The organism is Actinoplanes sp. NPDC019969 (assembly GCF_055562375.1).
The window spans coordinates 111724-126070 of sequence record NZ_JBVHFK010000001.1; the positions used below are offsets into that span (position 1 = coordinate 111724).

Here is a 14347-nt window from a genome sequence, read left to right on the forward strand (position 1 = left end):
AGTGGCACTATGGGTGGCATGCCTGAGCTGCGCTCCCGGACCTCGACACACGGTCGCACGATGGCCGGCGCGCGCGCCCTTTGGCGCGCCACCGGCATGACCGACGACGATTTCGGCAAGCCGATCGTCGCCATCGCCAACAGCTTCACCCAGTTCGTACCGGGCCATGTGCACCTCAAGGACATGGGCGGCCTGGTCGCCGATTCGATCGCGGCGGCCGGCGGCGTGGGCCGCGAGTTCAACACCATCGCGGTCGACGACGGCATCGCCATGGGTCACGGCGGCATGCTCTACTCCCTGCCCAGCCGGGAGCTGATCGCCGACGCCGTGGAGTACATGGTGAACGCGCACTGCGCCGACGCCCTGGTCTGCATCTCGAACTGCGACAAGATCACTCCCGGCATGCTGATCGCCGCGCTGCGGCTCAACATCCCGACCGTCTTCGTCTCCGGCGGCCCGATGGAGGCCGGCAAGACGGTCGCCATCGAGGGCATCGTCCACGAGAAGCTGGACCTGGTCGACGCGATGAGCGCCGCCGCCAACGACAACGTCACCGACGCCCAGCTCGACACGATCGAGCGGTCCGCATGCCCGACCTGCGGCTCGTGCTCCGGCATGTTCACCGCCAACTCGATGAACTGCCTGACCGAGGCGATCGGCCTGTCGCTGCCCGGCAACGGCTCGACCCTGGCCACCCACGCCTCCCGCAAGGCCCTCTTCACCGAGGCCGGCCGGCTGATCGTCCAGATCGCCAAGGAGTACTACGAGAAGGACGACGAGTCGGTCCTGCCCCGCTCGATCGCCAACCGCGACGCCTTCGAGAACGCGGTCGCCCTGGACGTGGCGATGGGCGGCTCGACCAACACGATCCTGCACCTGCTGGCCGCGGCCCGCGAGGCGGAGCTCGACTTCAGCGTCTCCGACATCGACGCGATCTCCCGCCGGGTGCCCTGCCTGTCGAAGGTCGCGCCGAACAGCCCGAAGTACCACATGGAGGACGTGCACCGGGCCGGCGGCATCCCCGCCCTGCTCGGTGAGTTGCGGCGCGGCGGCGCCCTCAAGGAGAACGTCCGCGCGGTGCACTCCCCCGACCTGTCCACCTGGCTTTCCGAGTGGGACATCCGGGGCGGATCACCCTCCGAGAAGGCGCTGGAGCTGTTCCACGCCGCGCCCGGCGGGGTCCGCACCGTCGAGCCGTTCAGCACGCAGAACCGCTGGGCAAAACTGGACACCGACGCGGCCGAGGGGTGCATCCGGTCGGTCGAGCACGCGTACACGGTCGACGGCGGCCTGGCGATCCTCTTCGGCAACCTGGCGCCGGACGGCTGCGTGGTCAAGACCGCCGGCGTCGACGAGTCGATCTGGAAGTTCACCGGGCCGGCCCGGGTCTACGAGTCGCAGGACGACGCGGTCACCGGCATCCTCGGCAAGGAGGTCGTCGAGGGCGATGTCGTGATCATCCGCTACGAGGGCCCGCGCGGCGGGCCCGGCATGCAGGAGATGCTCTACCCGACGTCGTTCCTGAAGGGCCGCGGGCTCGGCAAGGCGTGCGCGCTGATCACCGACGGCCGGTTCTCCGGCGGCACGTCCGGTCTGTCCATCGGCCACGTCTCCCCGGAGGCGGCCGGCGGTGGGCTGATCGCCCTGGTCGAGACCGGCGACGAGATCACCATCGACATCCCGGGCCGCAGCATCACCCTCAACGTCCACGACGACGTGCTGGCCCAGCGCCGGCACGAGCAGGAGCGGCGGCCCAAGCCGTACACGCCGGTCGATCGTCAGCGGCCGGTCTCCGCGGCGCTGCGCGCCTACGCCTCGATGGCCACCGCGGCCAGCGACGGCGCCTACCGGCGCGTTCCCGAATAGAACTGCCCGGGGTACGGCTCACGCCGTACCCCGGAAAGCAGGTCAGGTCTTCGGCTTTTCCCGGCGGCGTACGGCCATCAGCGCCAGCCCGGCCCCGACGAACAGCACACCGATCCCGGCCAGGCTGATCACATTCGGACCGGTCTGCGGGAGCGAGCCACCCGACGCGGCAGGCGGCGTCGTGCTGACCCCGCCACCGCCACCCTGCCCGGTCGGTGTCGGCCGGGACGAGGCGGACCGGGTCGGCGTGGCGGAGCTGGTCGGCGTGGCGGAGCGGGTCGGCGCGGGACGCGGCGAGGCCGTGCCGGTGGCCGGGGGCTTCGTCGTCGGTGATCCGCTACCGCCGGACCCGGACGGGCTCGGCGAGCTGCTCGTCCCCGGCGTGGGCTCCTTCGGCGGGACGTCGTCCCACGACGCGTACACCTTCCACGTGAAGGTCACCGAGGCGCTCTGACCGACGGGATCGGCGATGGTGAAGACCACCTGCGAGGTTCCGGCCGTCGTCGGCTCTCCCCAGATGTAGGGCAGATTGTCGTCGAGGGTCAGCCCGGCAGGCAGGCCGGTCGCCTTGATGGTGGACCTGGACGACCGGTGCGAGGTGTCGAACTCCAGGTACGCCGGATAGCCGACGACGTCGGTCTGCGGTCCGGGGTCGGCCAGCGTCATCAGCGGGAAGACCTCCAGGATGAACCAGTCGGTCGCCGTGTTCCCGGCCGGGTCCTTGACCGTGACGTCGACGAAGTGGAAGTCCGCCTCGGTCGGCACGCCGGTGATCCGCCCGGTCACCGGGTCCAGCGTCAGCCCCTTCGGCAGGCCGGTGGCGGTGTAGGTGAGCGGGTCACCCTGCGGGTCCGCCGCGATGATCGACTGCGAGTACGGCCGGCCGATCAGGGCGTCCCCGTTCGCGGGAGGTACCAGGATCGGGTTGTTGATCGGGTCGTTCGCCACCGGGTCCGAACCGTCGACGGCGACCGCCTTCCACGCCGCGTCCACCGTCTTCTGCTCGGTGCTGTCGGCGCCGTACAGATCGGCGGCGGCCTTCAGGGTGGCTTCCCGGGCGGAGGAGTAGTTGCTGTACGAGACCAGGTAACGGGTCAGCGCCCGGTACCAGATCTGGCCCGCCTTGTCGTTGCCGATCCCGGTGACCGCCGGGGCGCCGCCACAGGTCGGGCTGTCGCCCCACTCGGACTTCCCGCTGCCCACGGCCAGGGTGTAGAAGAACTTGTTGCCGACACCGGAACTCAGGTGCACGTCCTTCGTCTTCACCGCCGGCGTCCAGCAGGACGACGACCAGCCGTCCTTGGAGGGCTCGTCCATGAACCGCAGCGGGGTCGTGGCGCCCATCTTCTGCTCGCCCACCAGGTAGTCCGGCGGGTCGGCCGGGTTCTTGGCGTAGAACTCGGTCAGCGCGCCGAAGATGTCACTGGTCGCCTCGTCGATGCCGCCGGACTCACCGGAATAGGTGAGGTTCGCGGTGGCGCCGGTGACCCCGTGCGCCATCTCGTGCGCCACGATGTCCAGCGAGGTCCAGCCGGCCTCCTCCGGGGTGCCGGCGTCGAACTGCATGCAGAAGCAGGAGTCGCTCCAGGACGCGTTGTCGTACTTGTCACGCAGGTACGCGACCGGGCCCTTGCCGTCGTCCCGGATCCCGTCCCGCCCGTGCACGTCCTTGAGGTAGTCCCGGAACGTCTGCGCGCCGTAGTGCACATCGACGGCCCCGGCCGCCTCATGCGTCGCCGTGTCGCCCCAGACGTTGTCGTCGTCGGTGTACGCGGTGCTCGTCTCCCGCGTCGGCCGCGTGCCGAGCGGCGTGCCGATCGCGTTGCGGGTCTCGACGCCGCCCCGCTCCGGGTCGATCAGCTCGAACGTGCCGTCGTCCCGGCGGGTGGTGCTCAGGTCCACCTTGCCGGAATGGCCACCGTGCCCGGTCCCCGCCTCGGTGCGGACGTTGTCGTAATCGCGGACCACGGCGCCGTTCCGCGCGTCGACCACCACGGTCGCCGACGCGCCGGCCGGGCCGTCCAGCACGACCCGCCACGCCAGCCGCGGCTGCCCGGCGGCAGCGTCGACGACCAGCGCCGGAGCGGTCCGCGACTGCTTGCCGGGATACTTCGCCGCCGCCGAACCGGCCGCTTTCGCCGCGCTCACCCCCGGCACGATCGACACACTGATCGGCATCGCCTGGGTCAGCGTGGTGTCCTCGAGCCGCCCGTCCGGGCCGGAGTGGACGATGAAGTCACCGCCGAGCACCTCCAGCCCGCGATAGAACCGGTCGAACCGCACGTGCCGGCTGCCGTCGGACTCCACCAGCGCGGTCCGCGACCGGTACTCCTCCTGCGGGACGCCACGAACCACGCTGCGGTGCGCGACGACAGTGGCCTCGGCCTGCTGGGCCGCGACCTTCGGGGTCGGCGGGTGCTTCTTCTCCGGCGCCGTCCGTCCGGGCTGTGGCCGTCCGGCGGCCGGCGACCCGGCAGGCCTCCGCGCCGCCGCGGTCGTCGCCTCCGTCCGGCCCGGCATCGGCGCCGACAGCGACACGTCGGCGACCGGCGCCGGGTTCTCGTGCGCCGGGATCTGCTGCGCGACCGGAGCGGACGGTGGCTGGCCGGCGATGACCAGGGCGACACCGGCGCCGGTCACGGCAGCGGCGGCGCCGGCCAGGGCTCTCCAAGACATCTATTCAGTTCCCCCGTGGTTCGATTCCCGCACATCGACGAACTCAAGTGCAGGCTGCACCCTGCCAGACCAGGTCGCCGCGATCAAGGTCGATAGGGTGACGTACGGGGACCTATCTGCCGACGGTGAACGGCTGACCCGGGCGCTTGCCCTGCAGATAGCGCAGGACCTCCCGGCAGTCCAGATTGGGCGAGCTGTACCGGCTGCCCTTCAGGTACTCCAGCAGCGGCTGGTCACCGGCCAGCTGATCGTCCTCGTTGTGACAGGTCAACCGGCTGTCCACAGCGGACTGCGGGATCCGCATGACGTAACGGGTGTCGACGTGCAGGACGGTCAGCCACTCCTCGCTCTCGGCGATGGGATAGCCGACGAACCGGCTCTCCGGGGTGACACTCAGCTTGTTCACGCCGTCCGTCAGGTCCTGGGTGGTGGTCACCGCCGTACCGTTGATCAAGAACGCCTGGGCGGACACCCACGGAGCGTCGAGGCTGTGCATGAACTGGTAGGCCAGGGCGGCGGCGCCCAGATAGACGACGGACAGACCCTGCCAGCCGGTCAGGGTCCGCGCGCGGGCGGTCAGTCGCTCGTCGGACGAGCGGACCCAGCGGTGCCGCAGATGCCGGACGATCATCTCCACGCAGAGCGCCGCGAGAACGACGAACAGACACTGCAGGAGATAACGGTACGGCGAGGCCAGCGCCGTCACCGCCGCGACGATCAGGATCAGCGGCCAGAGCGCGGGCTGGATCCGGGCCCGGTACCGCACCCCGAACCAGACCGTGCCCAGCGCGATCGCCGGGAGGATGTAGTACGCGTAGATCGTCGCCGTGCCGAGCGCCACCTGCACCGGCGTGGCGGCGAGCAGCGCGGTCGTGGTGGTCAGCGAATACCGCGCCACCCCGTAGATCTTGATCAGAAACAGCAGCAGCAACAGCGCTGACCCGATCGCGACCAGTTCCCGCGTGGTGATCTTCGGCGCCTCGTCCCGGCCGGTCCCACCGCCCGCGCCCGGGTCCCCCATTTGGACGGTGCCCGCTCCCGCACCGTCACCGCGATCCCGCCGGCTCCCCTCGCCGTCTCCCCGTTCCCGACGGTTTCCCTCGCCCTCTTCCTGATCCCGACGGTTTCCCTCGCCCCCTCCCTGATCCCGACGGTTTCCCTCGCCCCCTCCCTGATCCCGACGGTTTCCCTCGCCGTCCGTCCCGGGGCCGGGATCTGCGTCGGCCGCTTTTCGTCCCGCGTCACCGCTCGCGGCCCTGATCCGAGCCTCATCATCAGCTGCTGCGGCTCCCGGGCCGGCGGTTTTATCCCCGGCAGCCACGCCGGGGCGAGGGCGCGGCTGAACGGGAATCTGATGCCGGCTCGGATGGGGATGAGGACGGGAACGCTTCCGGGAATTGGCCATCGCCGATCCGCCCTTCCGTAGGCCGGTGTCCGCCGGGACCTCAGCGTAGGGACCGCCCACAATGGCGGGAAGAGACATCCGCACTCATATCCAACGTCCCGTCCCGGCCGTCCACGGATCAGCGAAGTCGCGAGTCGTGGCGGCGAAACCTCCGGCTGGCTGTCAGTGTCGTCTCGCTCGGTGGGAGACAGCACTCAGAACCAGCTGAGCAAGATCGCCCGCCGCCCCGGGGAGTTTGCAGGACGGCGGACATGAATGTCTTGCTGGATCAGCGGACTCGGGTGGCGGTCCGGCTTGCGGTTCCGTGGCCGGCGGCGTTGACGGCTTGGACGGTTACTCGAAAGCGAGTGTTCGCCGGGGTGCCCGTAGCAGCGGTGAAACCGGCGGATCGGGCCGCGGCCGGCGCGATCGTCACCATGGGGGACCCCTGGGCGGCTCCCCTGGCGTTCAGGCGCTGCCAGGTGAGGCGGTACCCGGTGATCTTGGAACCGCCGGTCTGTTCGGGTGCGGACCAGCGGACCGTTGCGGTGATCTTGCCGCCCTTGGCGCCTGGTTCGGCGGTCAGACCAAGGACCATTCCGGGTACGGTGCGCGGCGTCACCACCGCACTCGCCACCGACCAGGGGCCGGAGCCGAGCGCGTTCACGGCACGGACCCGGAAACGGTAGGCGGTTCCGTTCGCCAGGCCGGTCACCGTCTGCACGGACGCCGAGGCCGAGGCGGTCCGCAGTTTGCCGGACTGCTTACCGCCACCGGCCAGCACCTGCACCTCGTAACGCTGGATCGGACTGCCACCGTTGTCCGCCGGAGCGGTCCAGCGCACCACCGCGGCACCGGCTCCGGGCGCTGGAGACCCGATCCGTGCAGCACCGGGCACAGTTCGGGTATCCGGCGCTGAGCCGGGGCCTCCCGGGCCGGGATAGCCCGGCGTAGCTGAATCACCGGGCGTGGCACTACCGCCCGGAACGGGGGTCACCGTGCGGGTCGGTGCAGGCGTCACCGTGCGGGTCGGTGCAGGCGTCACCGTGCGCGTCGGCGTAGGGGCCGGGGTCCGTGACGGCCCAGAACCGGCTGTTCCGGTCGGCACCGGGTTACCCCCGCCAGGGTTGGCAGGACCCGGGCTACCGGCAGCCGGGCTGGTGGCACCCGGGCCAGTGGTCCCGGGGATCGCGGCACCCGGGCCAGAGGTACCGGGCATGGTGGTACCCGGGCTAGAGGTACCGGGATTGGGGACACCAGGGCCAGAGGTACCGGGGCTGGGAGCGCCAGGACCTGAGGAACCGGGGTCAGTGGTACCGGGGTCGGTTGTCGCGGTGGTGGGGACGACTGTGTTGGAGATGGCTGAGTACTCGCTGGCTCCGGCCGCGTTGACGGCGCGGATCCAGAAGGCGTAAGCCAGGCCGCCGGCCAGTCCGGTCATGGTGAGTTCGGTGGCTCCGGCTTCGGCCACGTCGACGCCGAGGACGATGCCGGTCTCCGGATCAAGGGCCTGGATCTCGTATCCGTAGATCGGGGTTCCGCCGTCGTAGGCCGGAACGGTCCAGCGAACGATGGCGCTCTCCTCCCCGGCGCCGGCCAGGCCGATGCCGGGAGCATCCGGGGCGACCGGCGTGATCGGCCGAGCCGGCTCCGGCTCGGCCGGCGGCATGACCACCGGCGCGGTAGTGGGCGTGACCGGGTTAGTAGTAGGCGTAATAGCCGGGTGAGTGGGCGTGACGACCGGGTCGGTAGTAGCGCTAGGAGCAACGGTCGCCCCAGGAGTCGGTGCGCCCACGGTCGGATGGGGGAACGGCGCAGGATTCTGACCGGTGCCGCGGCCAGTGCCGGGGCCGGCGTCGTCGGCTTCGGGGCTGAGGTCGTCGGTTTCGGGGTTGGGGTCGTCGGTTTCGGGGTTGGGGTCGTCCTCGGGGTTGGGGACGGCGGGGATTACGGGGCTGGAGGGAGCCGTGAAGACGCCGGGGCCGGTGGCGGTGTTCGCGCGGAGACGGAAGGTGTACGCCGTGCCGTTGAGCAGGCCGTCGACGATCAGGGTGCGGGTGTTCGGGGCCAGGGTGGTCAGGACGGTTCGGTCGCCGCCGGTGCGTTCCAAGGTCAGGGTGGTGATCGGGTCGCTGCCGGTGGCGTCGGGGACGGTGATCAGGACGGTGGCGTGGGAGTCGCCGGCGAAAGCGCTGACGCCGAGGAACGCGCCCCAACCGGTGATGGTCACGGTCTGGTCGTCGAAGCGCAGGTTCTCGACGTTGCGGACGATGTCGTTGCCGTCGGGACCGGAGACGAGGACGCCGCCGGGGATCGGGGTGACCGCGTACTCGGCGCGGGCTCCGGCGAAGACTGCCGTGTCGGAGTCGGTGGTCGGGGAGGTGTGGATCTGCCGTACCACCGCCAGGTCGCCGGGGTTGATCCTGCCGGAGAAGACGTCGGCCTGAAGGTCGGCGAGGGACGCGGCCGTGATCGGACCGGCGGTGAGGTGGACCGACAGGTAGCGGTCGCCGTCGATGATGTCGTTGCCGAGGCGGCCCTGGAGCAGGTCGGAGCCGGGGCCGCCGAGCAGGATGTTGCCTTCGCCCCAGACGTTTCCGGTCAGGTCGCAGGGGCGGCCGGTCCGGTTCGCGACGGCGCCGGCGGGGGTGGGCCGTTCGGTGACGACCTGGTCGAGGCCGGGGATGCGGGCGATCCCGGCGGCGTCGAGGGCGTCACAGCCGATCGCCCCGTCGGTGGCGGGCACCTTGTCGTCGCCGCGGAGCACGTCGTCGTACGCGCCGCCGGAGAGCGACTCGACCTCGTCGTAGCGGTCCCGCGTCTCGACCCGCAGACCGTCGAGCCCGGCCAGCGGCAGATCAAGATCCGCATCGATCCCGGAGGAAGCGGCGAGGGGGGAACCGGCGATGGACCAGTCCCAACCGGAGCCGCCGGCGTTCTTCTCCAGGCCGGGGCCCTGGACGCCGATGTCGTCGCCGCCCTCCATGTCGTAGTCGTCGTCGCCGCCCTGACCGAGCAGCACGTCGTGACCCGGCCGGTTGGCGTCATCGCGGAAGAACAGGTTGCCGCTGTCGCCCTGCAGCAGGTCCGGTGAGTCGCCGCCTTCGATCCAGTCGTCGCCGGCGTCGCCGAACGCGGTGTCCTCACCCTCCCCCGCCATGATCAGGTCGTCGCCCTCGCCGCCGAACGTGTCGTCGGCGTTGGCGCCGCCGCGGGTGAAGTCGTCGCCGTCGCCGCCGAGGACCAGGTCGAGGCCGGGCCCGCCGTCGACGGCGTCGTTGCCGGGGCCACCCTTGACGATGTCGGCGCCGCCGGAGTCGGTGACGATGTCGTCGCCTTCACCGCCTGCCGTGACGTCGTCGCCGGCGCCGCCGTCGAGGACGTCGTTCTCCTCGGCGCCCCAGAGGGTGTCGTCGTCGTTGCCGGCGCGGATCCGGTCCCGGTTCTCGGTGCCGACGTACACGGACTGCGCGTTCATGCCCGATGGGTCGACCGTGTTCCGGGCCCGGTAGGCGATGGTGCCGTCGGGGTGGCGCAGCAGCAGGGCACGTTCGTCGCATTGACTGGTGGGGTCGTCGTCGACGAGGTTGCCGGCGCCGCCGAGGTTCGCCAGCAGGAACCGGCAGTCGCTGGTGGCGAAGACGTCGGCGCGGAGGCTGCTCGCGGTGGTGGTGCGCCCGATGAGTTCGGCGAACGAGTTGCCTTCGAGCTGGCCGCGCAGGTTCATGCCGGGGGTACGCGCCAGGTAGTACAGCCGGTCGCCGTTCTGCAGCGCGGTCATCTGGGTCTCGAACACGTGGTCGAAGGTGCTGCCGAGCAGGCCGCCGTACGGTTCGGTGGTCTCGGCGAGCCCGCCGATCCACAGGTCGACGGCGTCGAGCCCGGAGTTGGTGGTGGTCCAGGTTCCGGTGGCGTTGAGGAAGTCCGCGCCGGCCGGGGTCTCGAGCAGGGCGGTGGCGGCGGCCCGCTTGGCGTCCACAGTGGTGGCGGTGAGGATCGACGGGTGTCTCCCGTACGCCGCAAGGAAGTTGATCATCGACTCCGGGTGCTTGAGGTGCTCGCCGAAGTCGATCCAGCTGACGTACGGCCGCAGCCGCCCGTCGTTGGTCGAGGTGTGCAGCGCCCGCCGCAGGTTGTTGAGCGTCGGGATGCCCTCGGACCGGCCCCGGGCGATGTTGATCGCGGCGAGGTCCATCGGGAGTCCGAGCAGGTTGTCGCGCAGCGTGCCGGTCATGAATTCGTCGAGGCCGTTGCCGGCCTGTTCGGTCATGCCGAGGACGATCTCGCCGGCCGCCTCCTCCGGGGAGAGGGTGCCGCCGTTGGTGAACGCGGGCGGGTTGAGGAACCCGTCGAGCAGGGACAGCCTGCCGGCGTTCGGCCGGTCGATGCTCTCGGTGAGCATCGAGTGCCCGAACCGGTAGACGGCGTGCGCGAACTCGGCGTAGACGGCGGGGTCGATCTCGGCCTGGGTGAACGCGGCCGGCTGGAACGGGTCGATGCCCGGCTGGATCCTGCGGGCGAACTCCTCGAAGACGAGGTGCTGGTATTCCATCTCGTTGATGAACTTGGCGGCCTGGAAGAGGCGCTCGCCGGTCCATTCCGGATCGCCGGCGGTGATCCTGGTGATGTCGGTGATCAGCCGGTTGTGCTCGGCGTGGAAGATCTGGTGCACCGCGGTGAGGCCGATGTTCTCGTTGGCCCGGCCGTCGCCGGCGATGTAGTGGGCGTCGAGCAGCCCGCTGTCGTAGGCGCCCTTGCCGGGGGTGGCGGCGTGGGCGATGTCGGTCAGGAACGGGGTGTCGAAACGCAGCACGCCGGTGGGCGCCGGGACCGGGTGCGCGGTGTCGCCTTCGACGAGGCCGGTCGCGGTGACGTACTGCGGCAGGCCGCGGGCCGGGCCGGGGACGAAGTTCCCGTACGCGTCGGCGAGCACCGTCGGCACGTCCAGTGCGTCCATGTCGGACAGTGCGAGGCCGAGCACGTCCCGGGCCTGCCGCTTGACGTCGGCCCAGGTGGGCAGTCCACCGACGGCGCCGGAGAGCAGGTTGCCGGTGGCGTGCGCGGTGGCGTCGTACTCGCGCAGGAACACCTGGTGAGCCGCGTGCGAGGTGTACGTCTGGGAGTTGTCGACGTACGGCGTGTCGGTGTTCTTCGACGGTGTCGCGGCCCGGGTCAGCATCATGAACCGCATGTTCGGCGGGATGTCGTGCGCCGCGATCAGCGGATCGTCGGCCCGTAACGGGATCACCACCACGTCGGCGCCCTTGACGGTCTGGTCGATGCCGTGGTCGAAGAACTGCCCGAAGAGCGTGAACCAGGAGTTGTACGGGGCGGACAGCCCGAAGTCGGTGGTGACGTCCGGGATGAAGAGGGTGGTCCCGTCGGTGCGGCCGCCGGAGACGGCGACGGCAGCCGGGTTGGCCACGCTCTGGTCAGCGATGATGTTGCTGATCTGGCGAGGCTGGGCGTCGACGACGTTCTTGCCCTGGTACGCCTCGCTCATCGCGGCCGGCGCGAGCCGCGGGAACTCCCGGTCGGCTGCCCCGTACCTCTCCTGCCCGGGTGTCAGGTGGTTGCAGACGCCGTCGACGGTGCGCAGCCCTTTCGCGACGAGCGGGCTGCCGAGCTGGTCGAGCAGCGCCCCGCAGGGCCCGGTCTCGCTGGTGGTCCCGGCGACGTGTGCCTCGGCGATCCGGATCTGCCGCAGGATGTATGCGAGGTCGGCTTCGGAGACCGTGAAGCCCTGGCCGATGGGCGCCGCCTGGGCGGGTACGGCCAGGACCGCGGTGGCGAGCAGAGCGCCGAGTGCGGCGGCGGACCAGACTCTACGCAAGGGAACCTCTTCCTATGCCCGATTTTTCCGGCGAATTCCGGCATATCGTCGAGCACCGTGGTGTGGTCTCCCTGTGGGCTTCCTGAAAGCGCTCAGTGCCCGTGCGGCATCTGCTCCTCCGGCATTCCCGGGCCGGTCTGATTGGCCGTGACGTGCACCCGCTCCGGCGGCGCGGAAGCCGCCCGGCCCATCGACTCGCGCACCGCCGCGATCTGCCGGTCGCTGAGCACCGCCCCGAGATAGCGGACCGTCACCCCGGCCGGCTGCACGTCGGTGGCGTAGCTGTTCAGCGCGTCGCTGAGCACACCCTCGGCGTCCTGCCGGTCCCGTACCGTCTCCGGGGTGATCCCGGCCGGCGGCACCACGCAGAACGTCACGTCGTGCACCTGCACCGGCTGGACCAGGTAGAACGCGACCGCAGACGGCCGGTGGTCCCGCATGAACGCCTCGGCGTCACGCACCGGGACGCCCTCGCCGAGCACGAACGTCATCTCCGGGACCAGGTACTCCAGCATCCGTTCGGAGAAGACCGCGAACGTGGCGTCGGCCAGCTCCCCGAGCTTCGCGCCGGCCGCCTGTTCCCGCAGCTCGCGGGCGATGGCGGCGCGGTCGGCCCCGGGCGCCGGGTGGATCGCGATCGCGGCCCGCCAGCGCACCATCGGGCCGTCGAAGCTGGTGGTCGCCATCCGGTCGCCCGCGTCGCCGACGACGACGCGGGCGACCGGTTCCGGCGCGGGCTCGGGACGGGCGAGCCAGGCCGTGCCTGCGGCGAGCACCAGGACGCCGGCCAGGATGCGGCGCATCAGGTGCCCAGCGGGTAGCTCGGGGCGTACGCGACCGGCTGCTCGCCGGAGGCGTCGTCGTAGGCCGGGTCCGCGCTGACCGGGTCGTTGGTGTGCAGGTCGCCGACCGCGAACTGGATCATCATGTCGCTGTCCTCGTGCACCAGGTTGTGGCAGTGCAGCATGTACCGGCCGCCGTCGTTGCCGTCACCGGTGACGAACTGCATGAGCACCGACGCGGTCTCGTTCTCGCCCAGGTAGAAGACGTCCTTCGGGCCGTTCTCCCAGGCGTACGGCTTGTTGCCCGGGGTGTTGTTGCGGGACATGAGCCGGCCGTCGATCAAATGGATGTGCACCGGGTGGAACCAGCCGCCCGACTCGTTGACCAGGTCCCAGATCTCCACGTCGTACGGCTTCGGATTGCCCAGCACCCGCGTGAAGCCACTGCGCTCCACGTCGTCCCAGGTCTCCCCGTTGACGGTCCACAGCCCGTGCTTGCGCTCGACCCGCACCCGGCGCCGGGCCGTGGCCATTCCCGGTTCGAGTCTCATCACGTCGATCGCGCCGCGGTTCGCCCACGGGACCGGCCCGGTGTCCAGCGTGGACGGGATCTCGTACGGATCCGCCGCCCCCGAGTCCGCGACCACCTCGAACTGCATCACCTTGTCGGTGTTCTTGAAGTCCTCGTTGTTCTTGTTGCTGGAGTTGCGCAGCTCGATCTTCTGGCCGGGCTTGTACTTCCGGAAGTCGATCAGCACCTCGTACCGTTCGGCCGGGCTGTGCCGGAACGAGTCGACAGCGGTCACCGTCGGCACCATCCCGCCGTCGGTGCCGACGATGTGGAACGGGTCGCCGGTGCTGAGCCGGAACCGGTAGGACCGGGAGATCGACGCCACCAGGATGCGGAACCGGTAGACCCGCGGCTTGACCCGCATCTTCGGCCACGGCACCCCGTTGACCAGGATCACGTCCCCCATGAAACCGGCGCTGTCGTCGTCGTCGAAGGCCACCGAGCCGTCCGCCCGGAACGCGATGTCGCTGATCACCAGCGGGACGTCGTACTGGCCCTGCGGCAGTTGCGCCGCCTCGTGCTCGTCGGTGAGGTGGTACATGCCGGCCAGCCCGGAGTACGCGTTCTGCGCGGTGGTCCGGTGGTTGTGGTCGTGGTACCAGAGCGTCCGGGCCGGCTGCCAGTTCGGGTACTTGTACGTCTTGCACTGCCCGGGATGGGTGTGGTCGTTGGCGTACCCGTCGTACTGCGGCAGCGACGCCGAGCCGTGCAGGTGGGTGACCGTGCTGAACGGCTTCCCGTTGAGCCGGTTCAGGGTCAGCGCGTTCTTGATCCGCACCTCGCTGCGGGTGCCCCGCGGCACCCGGATGGTCGGGCCCGGGAAGATCCCGTTGTACCCGGCGATCGTCGTGGTCAGCCCGGGCACGATGCTGGCCTGCCCGGCCTTCTGGGTGAGCCGGTACTTCTGGAACGGCCCGGCATCGTCGACGCCCTCGTCGTACGGCAGCAGCACCGGCGGCCGCCGGAACATGGTGGTGTACGGCGTCGGCGTGTTCTTCGACGCCAGATTGCTGGACGACGCCACCACCGCGCCGCCGGCGCCCGCGATGACCAGGCCACCACCGCCCAGGGCGAGCGCGCCCTTGAGCACGTCCCGCCGGCTCAGACTGCCCCGTGCCATCGAACCCTCCCCGCTTCGACATTGGTTCGGCCGTGGAAGCTAGGAGCAGGGCCTTTGGTAATCCTGTGGAAAGCCTCAACCGGCGGGCGTCCCGCGCCGAACCTGTCCCGGAGAG

At 70.5% G+C, this 14347-nt stretch carries 6 protein-coding genes; 1 reads left to right on the forward strand and 5 read right to left on the reverse strand.

What is annotated here, in order from left to right; genetic code table 11:
* Positions 1-18 precede the first annotated feature (18 nt).
* Complete coding sequence (gene ilvD, locus ACZ3II_RS00545) at positions 19-1866, forward strand: dihydroxy-acid dehydratase (protein ID WP_465515486.1); 1848 nt, start codon at positions 19-21, stop codon at positions 1864-1866.
* 42 nt (positions 1867-1908) lie between these two features.
* On the opposite strand, the gene ACZ3II_RS00550 is transcribed toward ilvD, so the two are convergent.
* From ACZ3II_RS00550 to ACZ3II_RS00570, 5 genes are all read right to left on the reverse strand, one after another.
* Positions 1909-4542, reverse strand: a complete 2634-nt coding sequence (locus tag ACZ3II_RS00550; RefSeq protein ID WP_465515487.1) for a M4 family metallopeptidase — start codon at positions 4540-4542, stop codon at positions 1909-1911.
* Between the two features lie 112 nt (positions 4543-4654).
* Entirely contained in the window at positions 4655-5563 is a 909-nt protein-coding gene (locus ACZ3II_RS00555) for a hypothetical protein (RefSeq protein WP_465515488.1), read from the reverse strand.
* A gap of 652 nt (positions 5564-6215) precedes the next feature.
* Positions 6216-11759: a peroxidase family protein gene (locus ACZ3II_RS00560; RefSeq protein WP_465515489.1), complete on the reverse strand. Its 5544-nt coding sequence runs from the start codon at positions 11757-11759 to the stop codon at positions 6216-6218.
* A 92-nt stretch (positions 11760-11851) separates the two neighbouring features.
* Positions 11852-12562: a hypothetical protein gene (locus ACZ3II_RS00565; RefSeq protein ID WP_465515490.1), complete on the reverse strand. Its 711-nt coding sequence runs from the start codon at positions 12560-12562 to the stop codon at positions 11852-11854.
* Positions 12562-14232, reverse strand: coding sequence for a multicopper oxidase family protein (locus tag ACZ3II_RS00570; protein WP_465515491.1), 1671 nt, complete (start codon positions 14230-14232; stop codon positions 12562-12564). The genes ACZ3II_RS00565 and ACZ3II_RS00570 overlap by 1 nt, the downstream gene beginning before the upstream one ends.
* Positions 14233-14347 lie beyond the last annotated feature (115 nt).

Coding starts and splice junctions, on each gene's coding strand:
- ACZ3II_RS00550 (WP_465515487.1), bottom strand. CDS start 4,542: ATGTCTTGGAGAGCCCTGGCCGGCGCCGCCGCTGCCGTGACCGGCGCC.
- ACZ3II_RS00555 (WP_465515488.1), bottom strand. CDS start 5,563: ATGGGGGACCCGGGCGCGGGCGGTGGGACCGGCCGGGACGAGGCGCCG.
- ACZ3II_RS00570 (WP_465515491.1), bottom strand. CDS start 14,232: ATGGCACGGGGCAGTCTGAGCCGGCGGGACGTGCTCAAGGGCGCGCTC.
- ACZ3II_RS00565 (WP_465515490.1), bottom strand. CDS start 12,562: ATGCGCCGCATCCTGGCCGGCGTCCTGGTGCTCGCCGCAGGCACGGCC.
- ilvD (WP_465515486.1), top strand. CDS start 19: ATGCCTGAGCTGCGCTCCCGGACCTCGACACACGGTCGCACGATGGCC.